We start from the raw sequence: 15,820 nt of genomic DNA, 5'->3' as shown, positions 1-15,820 counted from the left end.
GGGCAGGGCGCGACAAACGGCCCTGCCAATAACCCCCCGCGGTTAGCCGCGCGCATCCCTATTTCGTGCTCAACGCGCGATCGAGAGCGCGAAGGGGATCATGCCATCGCGTGCCATCAAAGGCGGTACGAAAAGCATGAAGCTCTCGGGTCCGCTGGCGGTCGCGATCCCGCCTAGATCCTCGATCATGTCTTCTGCCCAGCCGAGATTCGTCAAAAGACTTCGGACCTGCATTTTCGCATCCGGGTCATTGCCTGACAGAAAAACACTCGGGGGGCGCGACAGCAGGCCCGGATTGGCCATGACGATGAACAACATCGTGTTCAGGGCTTTGACCACACGTACATCAGGGAGAGTGTCTTGCAACGCCGACGCAACACTGCCGTTGGGGTAGAGCAGCCCGGCGGGGTGGCCAGCGTCATCCCGCTTCAACGCGTTGGACACATCCAACAAGACCTTGCCCCTCAACCCGTCTGCATGCGGCGCAAGATACGCGATCGAGGTCTCTCCCGGCGTTGCGTTAATGACAATCTCGGCGCGGCTTATCGCGACCGCCGTGGTTTCAATTGCAAGGCTTTGCGTGGCCCATTCCGGGCGGGGGCTTTCCGGATCGCGGCGCCCCAGAGTGACGCTGTGACCTGCGTCAAGCAGACCTTTGGTCAGAACGGACGCCACCCGGCCCGAGCCCAGAATTGCTATCTCAGTCATCCAAGCCACCTTCGTAAGAGTTTGATATTTCTGAGAGAGCAGCGCAAACGCCGTTTGTGAATTGGGGCGGCGTGGCGACGAAGTCCCGAGCGTGAAGGGTCCAGTCCCCGCCTGCGCAATCCGTCACCCGCCCGCCCGCCTCGGACACCAGCAAAGCACCCGACACCAGCCCGGAAAGCACGCCGCTGAACTGCCAGAATCCGTCCATACGCCCGGCTGCGACCTGAACCAATTGCAGCGTCGCCGGGACCGAAACGCGCACAGTCAGGACATTCCCCAGCATCGCTGTCACCGAGGCGCCGATCCGGGCATGGATGTCTGCGCTTTCGCCGGGCGCCGCCTGTCCGGTTCCCATCATGGCACCGTTCAGGTCCGGCTTGTTCGAGACTCTTATCGGGTGCCCGTTCAACCATGCACCTCCGCCTGCAATCGCGGTGTAGAGGTCATTCTGAAGCGGCAAAAAGACCGCCGTCAGGGTGATAGCATCATCGCGGATGAGGGTTGCGGTGATGCACCAATCCGGCAATCCGTGGATCTGGTTTATCGCGCCTTCGACCGGGTCGACCACCCAGAAGTCACCAGTCCCAAACCCGCCCGTCGCGAGTTCGTCTTCGATCACCTTGGAGCCAGGAACGAGCGCCTCAAGACGAGGGACCAGTATCGCCATCGATATGGCGTCATTGGCTGCGATCAACGCGCCGATGTCTTGCCGGTCCTTGGGGCGTGAATCCGGTGAAAAGCGCGCCAGAATTGCCGCGCCCGCCTCGCGCACTGCGGCTTCGGCGCCTTTTGATAACTCTGAGGGGATGTCAGGCTTTTGCATCTGCGCCTTCTTGCGGTTTTTCGGGTTTCACAATATTTACGAGCTATCGCTCACATTGGAAACTCGCATTGACGATGGCCAAAACCGATGCCCTGACAGTGCGCAAAACACCGCGTCAAACCCGATCCGCGGCCACGGTTGACGCCATCCTGGAGGCCGCTGCTCGCATTCTGGAGGCTGGCGGTCTGGCCGAATACTCGACCAACGCCGTCGCTCGGCGGGCCGGGGTCAGCGTTGGATCGCTTTATCAGTACTTTCCGAACAAGGACGCGATCACCCGGGAACTGACCTTTCGACGGATTGCCGAGCTGGTCGCCGATATTGACGAGGCGTTCTCTGGTGCGTCGAAAGCCTGTGCGCTGTCGCAAGTCATCGAAATCGCCGTCCGGCACCAACAACACCGCCCGAGACTGTCGCGGATACTGGACGCCGAAGAAAGCCGGCTTCCGCCCGATCCCGCGTTGAGGGAACTAGCCGCGAGAGTGTTGGCGCATCTTCAACGCGGTCTTGATGCGAACGGGTATGAGGGAAACACAATGGAAGCGTCGCTGGACATCATGGCCATCATTCGCGGAATGGTTGATGCAGCAAACGCGCGAGGAGAGGTCGATCCTATCGGCTTGTCATCGCGTGTTCGGCGTGCGGTGTTCGGCTATCTTGAGCAAGGCGCGTGACCACCGAAAGTCGCGGCGCCGCCTTTTAGGCATTGGTCGAGACGTGGAGCGAGACTGGTGTCCGGAACGACCGCGCTCACGCGGGACGCTCATAATGTCCCTCACGTTCCTTCCGCCACAAAGTACGACCATTCGATTAGGAATGCAGTGATTGCTTCGCGCCAGACGGCGGATGTCCTGTCAGTGGAAGCGCTGCAGCCGCACTGCAAGACTGGCGCGCCATTGCAGCAACCGGTGTCGCCGGAGTCATCGTCTCCGGAGACACCGCTCATCCGCCGATCCGCAGCGTTTCAATCTGCGGTGAGTTCATCGCGAAATCAGATCAGGCCGATCAACCCAGAGGCCACGAAGCCGCCGGCGACCAGCAGAAGCAGCGCCACTGCCAGCGATCCGAGATCCTTTGCATCCTTCGCCGCTTGCGACCATTCCGGCGAAACGCGATCGCAAAGGACCTCGATCGCCGTGTTCAGCGCCTCGACCGCGAGAACCAGCGCCAGCAGAAATCCCGTGGCCAACCAGTGCCAGAGCGCGGCGCCGGTCAGCAGATAGGCCAGCGCGATACCAATACCGGCCGATAGTTCGAGCCGCGCTGCGGTTTCCTTCATCAGGCGGCGAGAGCCGGCGGCCGAATACCGCGCGGCGTCGAGCACGTGCAGCACCCCGCCGCGCGGTGCGACAATCGTCGGATCTCGGGTCTCTTCGGCATGAGACATCACGCATGCTCCTCCGGACGACAGGTCGCGGCGAGGTCGAAATGGGGATCGCGGGCCTCGGTCTGGATGTCGAGGAGGCCCAGAATGCTGGAAAACACCATGTCATGGCTCGCGGGCTCTTGCGCCACGTCGCGCAAGCAGGCGTCGTCGAGATTCATGGCGGCGCTGAACCGTGCGTCCAGCCACATCAGCATCGGCACGTGAGTCTGTTCTTCGGGGGCCATGAACATCGGGGCCGCGTGAAGGTACAGCCCGCCTTCTCCCAGCGACTCGCCGTGGTCGGACACGAAGAACAGCGCCGGCGTGACGCGGTCCGACGCCTGCAGGATATCGATGGCCTGCGACAGGACGTAATCGGTTTCCAGCACCGCGTTGTCATAGGCGTTGACGATTTCCTCGCGGCTGCAATCGGCGAATTGCGAGGTCTGGCAATCGGGCGTGAACTGAGCCCGCTCGCGGGGGTAGCGCAGCGAATAGGCCGGGCCGTGGTTGCCGATCATATGCAGGACGAGAACGGTATTCCGGGTGATCGTCGCGGCGGTCTGCTCGATCAACGGCAGGAAGACTTCATCGGTGCATTCGGTCTCGCAGGCAGCGGAATCGAGCGTTTCATCGACCCGCGCCCAGCCGAAGCGCGCGGCGACGTGCTGATCGCCGGTGTTGTTGTCGCTCCAGCGCACATCGAAACCGGCGCGCGCCACCACATCCAGAAGGTTCTCACGCCCGAGGAAGCCGTCACGGCTGTACTCGGCCTGCGTCAGGGGCGAGAACATGCAGGGCAGTGACACCGCCGTCGCCGTGCCACAGGACTGCACATCCGGAAGATTGATAACCTCACGGTCGCGCAGGCCGGGTGTGGTATCGCGGTCATAGCCGTCGATCCCGAAATTCTGGGCGCGCAGCGTCTCTCCGACGAAGAAAACCAGCAATACCGGCGCGGACGTCTCTTCCAGATGCGGGCCGGGTACGGCATCCGTACCCACTGGCAAGACGATGCGTTCGCCGCTGGTGAATTGCTCTTTGCCGAAACGCACCAAAGCCGCAAGCGTCGCGCCCGGCTGATATGCCCCGGCGATGTCTCTATGCGCGCGCAGGGTCGACGAGGCTGCCGCGTAATCGACAAAGAGCGCGCTCAGCACCACGACCACCGACAGCGCAACCGCAAGCGGCCAACGCCAGAGCTGATGCCAGATCCCCACGCGCGTGACGCGGGGCCAGAAAACCAGCGCCGCGGGTAGAATGCCGGTGAGGCAGATCCAGCCCACAGCCGCGGGCGTGATCAGGTGCTGCGCTTCGGTCGGCGTGGTCTCGAACACGCTTCTGACCAGCTCACGGTCGACGAGAACACCGTAGGTGCGCTCGAAATAGGCCGCCGAGGCCGCCAGCAGGATCAGTACCGCCGCCACCGGCTTCTGCAGCCGCCAAGGGCCCAGAAGCTCCAGCGTCAGAAAGGTCAGGCCCGAGAATGCCACGAGGAACAAGGCAACGTTCCAGGGGCGGTCGGGGAACAGGTCCAGCAACCGGCTCCAGACCCCGACATTGAGCACGCCCATGACATAGACTGTCACCAACAGATTGAGGGTAAGATGGCCAATCCGCGGGCGCGGGAAATAGCGTTTGGGTTCGGGGGTCTCTGTCATGGGCTCTGCTCCGGTGAATCGCCCGGGTTATCGGCGACCAACCTTGCGCCAGACTTACGAACATCACCGGGACACAAATTTTTCTCGCACGTCCGACGGCTTGGCAGTAGAGACCGCTCATGCGCCTTCTGCTTGTGGAAGATACCGCCGATCTCGCCGACAGCGTGCTGCGCGCGCTGCGGGCGGACGGACATGCCGTCGATCACGCTCCCGACGCTGCCACGGCCGAAGCGGCGATGGCGGTTGCGGACTACGCCTGCGTCGTTCTGGATCTGGGCTTGCCCGATCGGTCGGGGCTGGAGGTGCTGAAAGCGCGGCGTCAGGCCGGAGACCGCACCCCGGTGATCATCGCCACGGCGCGCGACCAGATCACCGACCGCATCGCTGGTCTCGATGCCGGCGCGGACGATTACGTCGTGAAACCCTTCGACCTGCGCGAGTTGCTCGCCCGTGTGCGCGCGCAAGCCCGGCGCGGGCAGAACGCCCCCGCGACCCGCCTTCATCTGGGAGAGCTCGATGTCGATCGCGGCGCCGCCAAGGTCTGGCGGAACGGCGAGGAAATCCGCCTTACCGCTCGCGAATGGGCCCTGTTCGACGCCCTTCTCGGGGCGCGCGGCCGTGTGCTGGGGAAACCGGCGCTCGAAGACGCCCTCTATGCTTTCGATGCCAGCATCGAAGGAAACGCGGTCGAGGTCTATGTCTCGCGCTTGCGCAACAAGCTTGGCGCAGGCGTGATCGAAACGCGGCGCGGTTTGGGATACGTTCTGCTATGAAGCCCCGCTCTGCCCGCCGCTGGTCGCTCGGACGGCGCCTCACGCGGCGTGCCTTGGCTCTGGTGGCGATGGGTTGGCTGGCAACGGTCGCCCTGTCACTTGTCGCGCTGAACCACGAATTCGACGAGATGTTCGACGAAGAACTGCAAGCGCTGGTCGAAACCACGATCCTGTCGCTCGACGCCACCAGCGAAACGCCGATCCCGCGAAGCTGGGGGGTTACGACGGCGGATGGCGAAAGGCTGCTGCGGGTCTTTCCCATGGATGTGCCCGCGCCGGTCGCACCTTGGCCGGCGCTCGATGGCAATGGCTTCTTTGAAAGCCAGGGATGGCGCATTTTGCGCCGCGAAGCCGATGGCGCGGTCATCGAGATCGCGCATAGCAAGGCCTGGCGTCGCGAAGAGACGATCGAAGCGGCCTCGGCGCTTTTGTTGCTGATCGTTCCGCTGGGCTTGCTCCTGCTCTGGGGATTGCGTCGCCTGACCGCGCAGGCCACCGCACCGGTGTCGCGCCTCGCCCATTCGGTCGCGGCACGGACGCCCGACGACCTCTCCCCCGTGGACCCCGATGGCCTGCCCGACGAACTCCGGCCGCTGGCGGTCTCCGTTTCGGCCTATCTGGCCCGCATCGCCGCTCTGCGCCAGTCCGAGCGCGACTTCATCGCCAATGCGGCGCATGAATTGCGCACCCCGCTGGCCGCGATCCGTGCGCGGCTGGACCTGTCCGCCGATCCTGACGCACAGGCGGCGATCACGGGGATCGACGCGCTCACCCGTCGGGTCGAGCGCCTTTTGCAGCTCTCTCGGCTGGAGGCGGGCGTGGGTATCGGCAAGGGGCCCACCGACCTCGTGCGTCTTGTCCATCTGCTACGCAAAGAGATCAGCCCGTATGACCCCGCAGCGATTTTCTTCGATGACGGGGATCTCGAAACCTGCGCGGTCGCCGTCGACCCTGACGCCTTGGCGATCCTGTTGCGCAACCTGATGGAGAACGCTCAGGAACACGGTGACGGCACGATGAGACTGCGCCTGACGCCGCAAGGAACACTGAGCATCGCCAACCCGGTCGCAGGCACGCCTCCCCTCGCCTTCTCGCGCTTCTCGGCAGGGGCGGAGTCGACCGGGCAAGGACTGGGCCTGTCTATCGTGCAGGCGCTCTCGCGCGCGATGGGCATCGGTCTGGACCATCAGATCGCGGACGGCGTCGTCACCGTCACTCTGAATTTCGCCGCTCTGGTGGATCGCTCGGGGCCGCCGCCTTCGTCAGTCTAAGCTCAACCCTCAGCGGCAAGAATTGACGATGCCTGAGCGTGCTATGGCGAAGAACAAAGCCCAAGGCCCCGCACGTCCGCCCGAGATAGCGCCCAGCACCCGTTTGGCGGATCACGGGGGCAATCGCGGGGTGGAACGAAAGCGGAAGACAGGAAACAGAACCCCACGAAATGGAAACTGAACAAAATGTCAGTGATCTATTTGGAAATTTCCGGGGAATGGCGCACCCATGAGGATTCGAACCTCAGACCTCTGCCTTCGGAGGGCAGCGCTCTATCCAGCTGAGCTATGGGTGCAGCGCAGCCTTCGTATAGGCGAAAGGTCTGAGGGCTGCAATCGGTGATTTTCGCGGGCGGCAGGGTTTGATGCGGGGCGGCGATGCCCTGCCCCGAAGCCCGGCGCTGTGCGCCGGGCGGATCACCCAGCGCACAGCGCGTCGTCAGGGTCAGGCGAAGAGTTCCTGACAGAATTCAAGCCCCTCCACCAGCGCGTCGACCTCGGCGCGGGTGTTGTAGAGCGCAAAGGATGCCCGGCACGAGGCGTTGATTCCCAGATGCTCCATCAGCGGGCCGGTGCAGTGCTGCCCAGCCCGCACGGCGATGCCCTTCTTGTCGAGCACGGTCGAGATATCGTGCGCATGGGCGCCGTTATTCATGGTGAAGCTGAAAATGCCGCCCTTGCCCGGCGCATTGCCCTGAATGTTGAGCCAGTTCAGCCCCGACAGCCGTTCATGCGCATAGGCGCAGAGATCGCGCTCATGCGCGGCGATCGCCTCCATCCCCAGCCCCATGACGTACTCGATCGCCACGCCCATGCCGATCTGCTGGACGATACCGGGGGTGCCGGCTTCGAACTTGTGCGGCGGGTCGTTGTAGAGGACCGCATCCCGCGTCACTTCGCGGATCATGTCGCCGCCGCCGATGAACGGACGCATCTCGGCCTGACGCTCGCGACGGATATAGATCGCGCCCGAGCCGGACGGGCCATACAGCTTGTGGCCGGTGATCGGGTAGAAATCGACGCCCAGATCCTGCACATCGACCGGCATATGCACGGCGGCTTGACTGCCATCGGCCAGAACTGGCACGCCCCGTTCGCGGCATCCGGCGGCGATGGTCTTGATATCGACGACACTGCCCAGCACGTTCGACATATGCGTCACGGCAACCAGCCGGGTGCGCGGGGTGATCGCGGCAAGCACGCGCTCGGGGTCGAGCGAGCCATCGGCCTCGGGCTCGACCCAGACGAGGTTGACGCCCTGCCGCTCGCGCAGGAAATGCCACGGCACGATATTGGCGTGGTGTTCCATCACCGAGAGCACGATCTCGTCGCCCGGCTGCAGGCGCGGCGCGGCCCAGCCGTAGGAGACGAGGTTAATCCCCTCGGTCGTGCCCGAAGTATAGAGGATCTCATCCTCATGCGCGGCGTTGAGGAAGCGCTGAACCAGCCCGCGCACGGCCTCATACTTGTCGGTGGCAAGGTTGGACAGGAAATGCAGGCCGCGATGGACATTGGCGTATTCCTGCGAATAGGCCTGCGTGATCGCGTCAATCACCACCTGCGGCTTCTGCGCCGAGGCGCCGCTGTCGAGATAGACCAGCGGCCTGCCGTTTACCTTGCGTGACAGGATCGGAAAATCCTGCCGCACCGCGTCGACGTCAAACATTGTTCACCTCCGGGGGTGCGAACCCGAACAGCAGCAGGATCATCGACAGGACGAAGCTGAGGATGACGAAGGTCATCATGCCCCCCATCAGCACCGCGATCCGCGAGGCAAAGCCATGCACGGCGCAGATATAGCCGACGAGGATCCAGATCGTCACCGCGACCGACGCCACGCCGACGGGGATATTGAGAATCGGCAGGAACAGCAGTGTAACGATCTGCACCAGAAGCAACCCGGCAGTCAGGATCTGCAGCCAGCCGACCAGCCAGAGCACATCGCCAAAGCGTCCCTTGCCGCCGAAGCCCTGCCCCACCAGCGTGATCGCGGCGATGACGACGACGTTCATCACCCCCTGCGTCAGCGCGAAGGTAAAGGGAGACGGCATCAGATCGCTCTCGCCGGTCAGAACCGGCAGCGCGTAGAGCATCACAACCGAGACCAGCACTGCGGCGCCCAGAAGCATCCAGCGGATGGCCATTTGCGGGCCGCGTGTCAGCAATTGCCGGCCGCCCTCGACGGGATCGGTCAGCGACAGGATCAACATCGCGGGATAAGAGGCGGGTGCGGTCATGACCCCTCGTAGGGTGCGGGGGCGCGGCCTTCAAGCGAAACGCGCAGCCCGGCGATGAGATTGACAACGAAGGCCAGCGCCGCGGGCACGAAGGCCAGCGCTGCTTGCGGACCGGGACCGATCATCCCTGCGGCAAGACCCTGAAGCAGCATCAGCGGGCTTGCCACCAGCACAGCCCAGAACACCGCCAGCCGCACGGCGAACGCGTCGAGCGGGCCGGTCAGCCGCAGCATCAGCGCCAGCAATCCCGCCAGCGCATAGAAAACCAGGGGCGCCACGAAGACCCAGGCGAACAGCGCGCCCGCCATCAGCGCTTCAAGCGGAATAGTCTCGTCGAGATGCGCTTCACGCGCCAGCCGGGGCCATTGCGCAACGAAGATAAGAGCGCAGCCAAGGATCAGATAGACGAGAATGCGCGCCTCGCGGCGTGGCTCGCCCGGATGCCCCAGCTGCCGCCGCAGCACATGGCGCGGGCGGCGGTAGCTGGCGAGGATGTCGGTTGTCAGCGCCATGGCTCAGTGCGTGTGCTTTTCGAGCCAGCGGCGCAGACGCAGGCGCATATCCTCGGCGATATGCTCGTTCGAAATCTCGTCGAGCGTTTCGGCGAGGAAAGCCAGCACAAGAAGAAGCTTTGCCTCTTCCTCAGACACCCCGCGCGAGCGCAGGTAGAACATGTGGTCCGGGCTGATCTCGCCCGAGGTCGAGCCGTGCGAGCATTTCACGTTATCGGCGTAGATCTCGAGTTCCGGCTTGGCGAGGAACTGACAATTCTCGTCCATCAGCAGAGACTGGCTCAGCTGATAGCCATCGGTAAGCTGCGCCGCCTGTTCGACCAGGATCTTGCCCTGGAACACGCCGACCGCGCCGTCGCGCAGCACCTTTTTATAGACCTGACGGCTTTCGCAGCCCGGCGCTTCATGCGCGATGAAGACGGTGTCGTCATGGTGGAACGTGCCGTCCCCCATCGCCGCGCCCGCCAGATGGGCCGAGCCGCCCTCGCCCGTCAGCCAGACCATCGCTTCGTTGCGCATCAGCCTGCCATTCATCGACAGCGAGAAGGACTTGAACAGCCCCCCCTTGCCCACGCGCGCGAAGAGATTGGTGATACCCTTGCGCTCGTGGTCGCGGCCCATGGTGCGGACATGGTGCAGCACCGCGTCTTCGCCGATCTCGGCTTCCAGACATATCGACGACCGCGCCGCGACGGGACCGTTTTCCAGCAGCGTCAGTTCAGCGCCCGGTTCCAGCTTGACGACGTTGTGCAACACCGCTTCGGCGTCCTCGGCCTCGCGGTAATAGATCAGCGACACCGGACGCGAGACCTTGCCGGTCACGCGGATCAGCACGCCATCCTTCGCCAGCGCCGTGTTCAGCGCGGCCAGCGGGCGCGCCACCGGCTTTTGCCCGGCGGCTTCCAGCGAACCGTAAAGGTCCTTGGCCCAATGGATGTCACCCGCCTCAGACAGGTGGGAAATCTCGACCCCCTCACCGTCCAGCGGGTCCGAGGCATCGGCATCGAACACGCCGTCCACGAACACCAGCTTCAGCCGGTCGATGCCCTGATACATCGGCGGCTCGTCAGTGATCTTGAACACCTCGGCCGGGCGGATGTCATGGGCGATCAGCCGGTCGGGATTGGTGTAGCTCCAGTATTCGTCACGCCGGTCGGGCAGCGTCAGATCGGCCACGCGCGCCAGCGCCTCTTTGCGCAGGCCGGTCAGCCATGCCGGGCCGTCGGGCAGCGTCAGCGTCTCCAGAAAGGCCGCGGTCGAGGCTTGTCGCGCCTCTCGCCGGGCCGCGCGGGGGGATTTGGCAGCGGCGGTGTTCATGCTTCCACCTCGGCGAGGATGTCGGCATAGCCGTTCTTCTCGACCTCAAGCGCCAGTTCGGGACCGCCCGACTTGATGATCCGACCCGCCGCCATGATGTGCACCACGTCCGGTTTGATGTGGTCCAACAGGCGCTGATAGTGGGTGATGACCAGGAAGGCACGGTCCGGCGCACGCAGCGCGTTCACGCCGTCCGAGACCAGCTTCATCGCGTCCACGTCGAGACCCGAATCCGTTTCGTCCAGAATGCACATCTTGGGTTCCAGCATCGCCATCTGCAGGATCTCGTTGCGCTTCTTCTCACCGCCCGAGAAGCCCACATTGACCGGACGCTTCAGCATCTCGGCGTCGATCTTCAGATCCTTGGCCTTGGCACGCACCAGCTTGAGGAAATCGCCCGAGCTGATCTCGGCCTCGCCGCGCGCCTTGCGCTGCGCGTTGAGCGCGGTGCGCAGGAAGGTCATGTTGCCCACGCCCGGGATCTCGACCGGATACTGGAACGCCAGAAACAGGCCGCGCGCGGCGCGATCTTCGGGCTCGGCATCGAGCAGGTCCTCGCCGTCGAGCGTGGCGGTGCCCTCGGTCACTTCATAGCCGTCGCGGCCCGACAGAACGTAGCTGAGCGTCGACTTGCCCGAGCCGTTCGGCCCCATGATCGCGTGAACCGAGCCGGGCTCGACCGTCAGGCTCAGACCCTTCAGGATCTGCTTGTCTTCGTTTTCCAGCTTGACGTGCAGGTTGTTGATTTCCAGCATCGTATCCTCTTTTCTCAAACGCCGCCCGCAGGGTCCGGCCGCGATGTCGCGACGCCTGGCAGCAGCAGATAATTGGTGTGTTTCGTCTCGGCACTGAGCACATCGACACGGTAATCCCGCGCCGACGCCCAGACCCTGAAGTCGTCGTCGCGATCCTCGCGGACCTCGATCATCATGACCGGACGGGCCCGCGCGATCAGCGCATCGAGCCCGGCCAGAACCTCCATTTCCATCCCCTCGACATCGATCTTGACCAGATCGGGCCTCAGATCGGCAAAGACCGCATCGCCCTGACGGACGATCAGATCGCCCTGCCCCGCGAACATCTTCGTGGCGCCAAGATTGCGGTCATGGGCCTTCATTCCCCAGCCATCGCTATCCGCAGCCCCCAGACCGAAGCCCAGATACGACAGATCGACCAGCCCCTGCAGCCGGTTGGCCAGCACATTGCCAACGAGCGGCTCCAGCGCCAGCGGGTTCGGCTCGACCGGGATCACGCGGGCGGCGCCGGTGAACATGGCGAAATAGAGCGTGTGATTGCCCACATTCGCGCCGATATCCAGCACCGTGCCGCCCGGCGCGACATGGCCGATCACCGCGTTCAGATCGGCGCCCTCATAGAACCGGCCCTTGCGATGCGCGCGCTGGATCGGGTCGTCTTCCATCGTCAGGCAGAAAACCACGGGCCGCCCGCGCACGGTCGCATGAACCAGCTCCATCGCCGGCAGAGGCAGCGGCGCGCCTGCCCGCCACGCGGCCAGACGGTCGGTCATCGGAACCGCCGGCTGGCGCACCATGGGCCCTTCGAACCACGTCGTCATGCGCGCAGCCCTCCGGCCCGCGCGAAGCGGGCCGACCTGCGGACAACGAGAGGTGACGAGAAGGCCATGGCGATCAGCTCCGCATCACCAGCTTGGCCGAGACATGCGACAGGATCACCGCGCAGATCGCGGCAAAGGCCGCCATGCCGCGCCCGCCCGGATACCAGATCGAATAGGTCAGCGTCATCATCAGCACCACGCCGATTGCCACCAGCAGCACATAGCGCGAGCGCGGTTCGGCCGTCGAAAGCCACCATTTGAGGTTCATCGCGTTTCCCTCACCCCAGAGTGACAGCGGTGCCCGAGGCCGAGACCATCAGCATTGAATCGCCCACCACTTCGTAATCGAGATCGACGCCGACCACCGCGTTGCCGCCCAGCCTTGCGGCGCGATCCTGCATTTCCTGAAGCGCGATCTCGCGCGCATCCTGCAGCTTGGATTCGTAAGCGCCCGAACGCCCGCCGATCACATCGGTGACCCGCGCGAAGAAATCCCGCACGACATTGGCGCCGACGATGGCCTCGCCCACGACGATGCCGTGATAGGTCCGGATCGGGTGGCCTTCGACATTGGGTGTGGTGGTCACGATCATATCAGCGCATCCCCATCCAGGTTATGAACATCATCACGACAAGACCCAACAACCCGGCGACCAGCGCGGTCAACGCGACCGAGCCGCGCACCAGCCCCTCGGTCTTGCCCTTCGAGCGGCGCAGGCCAAGGCCGATCATCGTGCCAAGGAACACGCCGACACCAACGCCCGCGGATTTCAGGAACAGGTATTGCAGCAGCGCCATGGCTCAGCCCCCGACGGAGGCGAAGAGCAGCGCGGTGCCGATTGTCACGCCCATCAGCATGGCGAAAGACACCACCAACTGCCGCCCGGCATCGCGCCGGGCCTGCGCCGCGGCCCGGCTACCCGTCTGTTCGATACCCGTCTGTTCGACCCGGTCAAAGCTCACCCGACCGACCCTTCCAGCGAGATCGCGACGAGCGCTTGCGCTTCCATCGCGAATTCCATCGGCAGGGCCTGCAGCACTTCGCGGCAGAAGCCGTTGACCACCAGCGCGACCGCTTCCTCTTCGTCCATGCCGCGCTGGCGGCAATAGAAGAGCTGATCGTCATCGACTTTCGACGTGGTCGCCTCGTGCTCGACGCGGCTCGAAGCGTTCTTGACCTCGATATAGGGCACCGTATGCGCGCCGCATTGATCGCCGATCAGCAAGCTGTCGCACTGGGTGTAGTTGCGGCTGTCGGTGGCGCGGGGATGCATCGACACAAGGCCCCGGTAGGTGTTCTGCGCGTGGCCCGCCGAAATCCCCTTGGACACGATACGCGAGCGCGAATTCTTGCCCAGATGGACCATCTTCGTGCCGGTATCGGCCTGCTGGTAATTGTTGGTGATCGCGATCGAATAGAACTCGCCCGACGTGTCGTCGCCGCGCAGCACGCAGGACGGATATTTCCACGTGATCGCCGAGCCGGTCTCGACCTGAGTCCACATCACCTTGGCGCGGTCCTCGCGGCAATCGGCGCGCTTGGTGACGAAGTTGTAGATCCCGCCCTTGCCGTTCTCGTCGCCCGGATACCAGTTCTGAACGGTCGAGTATTTCACCTCGGCATCTTCCAGAACGACGATCTCGACCACCGCCGCGTGCAGCTGCGCAGTATCGCGCTGGGGCGCGGTACAGCCTTCAAGGTAACTTACATATGCACCTTTATCGGCAATAATGAGCGTGCGTTCGAACTGACCCGTATTCTCGGCATTGATGCGGAAATAGGTCGACAGTTCCATCGGGCATTTCACGCCCGGCGGGACATAGACGAACGAGCCATCCGAGAAGACCGCGCTGTTGAGCGTGGCAAAGTAATTGTCGGTGACCGGCACGACCGAACCGATATATTTCTTCACCAGTTCGGGATGCTCGCGGATCGCCTCCGAGATCGAGCAGAAGATCACGCCCGCCTTGCGCAGCTCTTCCTTGAAGGTGGTGCCCACGCTCACGGAATCGAACACCGCGTCCACGGCGACCTTGCGATCGGGCGCGATCTCGCCGTCCGGATCCTCGATCCCGGCCAGAACCATCTGTTCCTTCAACGGGATGCCCAGCTTTTCATAGGTGGCCAGAAGCTTGGGATCGACCTCGTCGAGCGATTTGGGCTTTTCCGCCATGCTCTTGGGTTTGGCGTAGTAATACTGCTCTTGGTAGTCGATCATCGGAATGTCGAGCATCGCCCAGTCGGGGGATTCCATCTGCAGCCAGCGACGGAACGCGCCCAGACGCCATTCCAGCATCCATTCCGGCTCGTCGTTCTTTTCCGAGATCAGACGCACGATGTCTTCGTTCAGCCCCTTCGGGGCGAAGTCCATCTCGATATCGGTTTCCCAGCCGTGCTTGTACTTGCCAGCCATCGACTGGACGGTTTCGACCGTCTCGCGGTCCACGCCGTCGCGGACCTCTGTGGAATTGTCCAAAGCCGCCATAAGTCAGTTTCCCGTTTGTCGCGGCAGGTCTGCGCCCGCCTGTTTCATGCGTTGGCCCGCCCGCTTCCAGGCTTTGCCGTAGGCCGCGGCGAACCGCAGCGCGTCTTCTTTGGCGATGCCGGGCCCGATCGACAGCCGCAGCGCCGATCCTGCCTCGGCCTCGGAATAGCCCATCGCCGTCAGGACGCGGCTGGCCGTGACCTTGCCCGAAGAACAGGCAGAGCCGGCCGAAACCGCGAAACCCTGAAGATCCATGGCCATCACCTGGGTTTCACCCTTCCACCCCGGCGCGATCAGGCTCAGGGTGTTGGGCAGCCGGGGCTTGCCGTTTGACACCAAGATAATCCCTGAACATTCCGCTTCCAGAGCCTGTTCGAGAAGATTTCTGGTTTCGGCCACCTCGTCCCAGACACCGCGTTCGAGATCGCGCGCGGCGGCCTCGGCAGCGGCGCCGAAACCGGCGATCCCGATGACATTCTCGGTGCCCGCGCGGCGGCCCATTTCCTGCCCGCCGCCCCGGATCGTTGCGGTGACATCCAGCCCCTGACGCAGCGCCAGCGCGCCGATGCCCTTGGGGCCACCCAGCTTGTGCGCCGACACCAGACCCATGTCGCAGCCCAGCCAGTTGAAGGCGAAAGGCAGCTTGCCGAAGGCCTGCGTCAGATCGCTGACGGCCAGCCCTTCGGGCAGATCCTGCACGATGCCGGTTTCGGAATTGGCCAGTTGCAGGCTCGAATGCGCCGGATCGGTCAGGGTCACCACTCCGTCGCGGTCCACCGGCAGATCGGGCGTGCACCATGCGGCGATGGCGTCATGCTCGATCCCCGCGCAGTGCAGACCGCGCCCGCCATGGGCCAAAGCCGCGGCCTCGGTCGCGCCCGAGGTGAAGACGATATCCGCCCCCTCGGCGCCGAGGGCCCGCGACACTTGCGCGCGCGCGCGCTCGATCAGACCGCGCACGGCGCGCCCTTCGGCATGGATCGAGCTGGCATTGCCCACCACATCCATCGCCGCGATCATCGCGTCACGCGCCTCGGACCTCAGCGGCGCGCTGGCGTTCCAGTCGAGATAAAGACGCTCCCGCATCGGC

Annotated in this window: 19 protein-coding genes and 1 tRNA gene; 3 read left to right on the top strand and 17 right to left on the bottom strand. The window is 64.0% G+C overall.

The features are described from left to right. Positions 1–69: 69 nt before the first annotated feature. Positions 70–708, bottom strand: a complete 639-nt coding sequence (locus JI664_RS05165; protein ID WP_207012657.1) for an NADPH-dependent F420 reductase — start codon at positions 706–708, stop codon at positions 70–72. Next, positions 701–1,531 carry an inositol monophosphatase family protein gene (locus tag JI664_RS05160; RefSeq protein WP_207012656.1) on the bottom strand — a complete coding sequence of 277 codons (831 nt, stop codon included), beginning with the start codon at positions 1,529–1,531 and terminating at the stop codon, positions 701–703. Before JI664_RS05160 ends, JI664_RS05165 begins: the two co-directional genes overlap by 8 nt. 74 nt (positions 1,532–1,605) lie before the next feature. On the opposite strand from JI664_RS05160, the gene JI664_RS05155 reads away from it, so the two are divergent. Continuing rightward, positions 1,606–2,205 (top strand): TetR/AcrR family transcriptional regulator, encoded by a 600-nt coding sequence (locus tag JI664_RS05155; RefSeq protein WP_207012654.1) that lies wholly within the window; start codon positions 1,606–1,608, stop codon positions 2,203–2,205. Between the two features lie 317 nt (positions 2,206–2,522). Here the strand turns inward: JI664_RS05155 and JI664_RS05150 are convergent, their stop codons facing one another. Both JI664_RS05150 and JI664_RS05145 read right to left on the bottom strand, forming a co-directional pair. Further along, positions 2,523–2,918, bottom strand: coding sequence for a diacylglycerol kinase (locus JI664_RS05150; RefSeq protein WP_207012652.1), 396 nt, complete (start codon positions 2,916–2,918; stop codon positions 2,523–2,525). Continuing rightward, entirely contained in the window at positions 2,918–4,558 is a 1,641-nt protein-coding gene (locus JI664_RS05145) for a phosphoethanolamine transferase (protein WP_207012651.1), read from the bottom strand. Before JI664_RS05145 ends, JI664_RS05150 begins: the two co-directional genes overlap by 1 nt. A gap of 119 nt (positions 4,559–4,677) precedes the next feature. Between JI664_RS05145 and JI664_RS05140 the strand changes: the two genes are divergently transcribed. Beyond that, positions 4,678–5,331 carry a response regulator transcription factor gene (locus JI664_RS05140; protein ID WP_207012649.1) on the top strand — a complete coding sequence of 218 codons (654 nt, stop codon included), beginning with the start codon at positions 4,678–4,680 and terminating at the stop codon, positions 5,329–5,331. Continuing rightward, positions 5,328–6,602 carry a histidine kinase dimerization/phospho-acceptor domain-containing protein gene (locus tag JI664_RS05135; protein ID WP_207012648.1) on the top strand — a complete coding sequence of 425 codons (1,275 nt, stop codon included), beginning with the start codon at positions 5,328–5,330 and terminating at the stop codon, positions 6,600–6,602. Before JI664_RS05140 ends, JI664_RS05135 begins: the two co-directional genes overlap by 4 nt. A 219-nt stretch (positions 6,603–6,821) precedes the next feature. On the opposite strand, the gene JI664_RS05130 is transcribed toward JI664_RS05135, so the two are convergent. The 13 genes from JI664_RS05130 to JI664_RS05070 form a co-directional block, all read right to left on the bottom strand. After that, positions 6,822–6,898 (bottom strand) — tRNA-Arg (locus JI664_RS05130). A 149-nt stretch (positions 6,899–7,047) separates the two neighbouring features. Further along, the gene (locus tag JI664_RS05125) at positions 7,048–8,268 is read right to left on the bottom strand and encodes a cysteine desulfurase (protein ID WP_207012647.1); all 1,221 of its coding nucleotides are present in this window, start codon (positions 8,266–8,268) and stop codon (positions 7,048–7,050) included. Beyond that, positions 8,261–8,839, bottom strand: coding sequence for a YIP1 family protein (locus tag JI664_RS05120; RefSeq protein WP_207012645.1), 579 nt, complete (start codon positions 8,837–8,839; stop codon positions 8,261–8,263). Before JI664_RS05120 ends, JI664_RS05125 begins: the two co-directional genes overlap by 8 nt. Next, positions 8,836–9,351: a YIP1 family protein gene (locus JI664_RS05115; RefSeq protein ID WP_207012644.1), complete on the bottom strand. Its 516-nt coding sequence runs from the start codon at positions 9,349–9,351 to the stop codon at positions 8,836–8,838. The genes JI664_RS05120 and JI664_RS05115 overlap by 4 nt, the downstream gene beginning before the upstream one ends. Before the next feature lie 3 nt (positions 9,352–9,354). Continuing rightward, a complete protein-coding gene (locus JI664_RS05110; protein WP_207012643.1) occupies positions 9,355–10,668 on the bottom strand; it encodes a SufB/SufD family protein in 1,314 nt (437 codons plus the stop codon). Then, on the bottom strand, positions 10,665–11,423 hold the full coding sequence (gene sufC, locus JI664_RS05105) for a Fe-S cluster assembly ATPase SufC (protein ID WP_207012642.1): 759 nt from the start codon (positions 11,421–11,423) through the stop codon (positions 10,665–10,667). The genes JI664_RS05110 and sufC overlap by 4 nt, the downstream gene beginning before the upstream one ends. 14 nt (positions 11,424–11,437) lie before the next feature. Then, positions 11,438–12,244 carry an FkbM family methyltransferase gene (locus JI664_RS05100; protein ID WP_207012641.1) on the bottom strand — a complete coding sequence of 269 codons (807 nt, stop codon included), beginning with the start codon at positions 12,242–12,244 and terminating at the stop codon, positions 11,438–11,440. 73 nt (positions 12,245–12,317) lie between these two features. Next, a complete protein-coding gene (locus tag JI664_RS05095) occupies positions 12,318–12,512 on the bottom strand; it encodes a hypothetical protein (RefSeq protein ID WP_207012640.1) in 195 nt (64 codons plus the stop codon). A 10-nt stretch (positions 12,513–12,522) separates the two neighbouring features. After that, positions 12,523–12,837 carry a heavy metal-binding domain-containing protein gene (locus JI664_RS05090; RefSeq protein ID WP_207012639.1) on the bottom strand — a complete coding sequence of 105 codons (315 nt, stop codon included), beginning with the start codon at positions 12,835–12,837 and terminating at the stop codon, positions 12,523–12,525. Between the two features lies 1 nt (position 12,838). Next, complete coding sequence (locus JI664_RS05085; protein WP_286173861.1) at positions 12,839–13,042, bottom strand: hypothetical protein; 204 nt, start codon at positions 13,040–13,042, stop codon at positions 12,839–12,841. Positions 13,043–13,045: 3 nt separating this feature from the next. Then, positions 13,046–13,207 (bottom strand): hypothetical protein, encoded by a 162-nt coding sequence (locus tag JI664_RS05080; RefSeq protein WP_207012638.1) that lies wholly within the window; start codon positions 13,205–13,207, stop codon positions 13,046–13,048. Then, positions 13,204–14,730 (bottom strand): Fe-S cluster assembly protein SufB, encoded by a 1,527-nt coding sequence (gene sufB, locus JI664_RS05075; RefSeq protein ID WP_207012637.1) that lies wholly within the window; start codon positions 14,728–14,730, stop codon positions 13,204–13,206. The genes JI664_RS05080 and sufB overlap by 4 nt, the downstream gene beginning before the upstream one ends. Before the next feature lie 3 nt (positions 14,731–14,733). Then, a complete protein-coding gene (locus tag JI664_RS05070; protein WP_207012636.1) occupies positions 14,734–15,816 on the bottom strand; it encodes a cysteine desulfurase family protein in 1,083 nt (360 codons plus the stop codon). Positions 15,817–15,820: the final 4 nt, after the last annotated feature.

The organism is Rhodobacter sp. NTK016B, from assembly GCF_017303295.1.
Lineage (GTDB): Bacteria > Pseudomonadota > Alphaproteobacteria > Rhodobacterales > Rhodobacteraceae > Pararhodobacter.
This window is presented reverse-complemented; position numbering and strand designations above follow the sequence as displayed.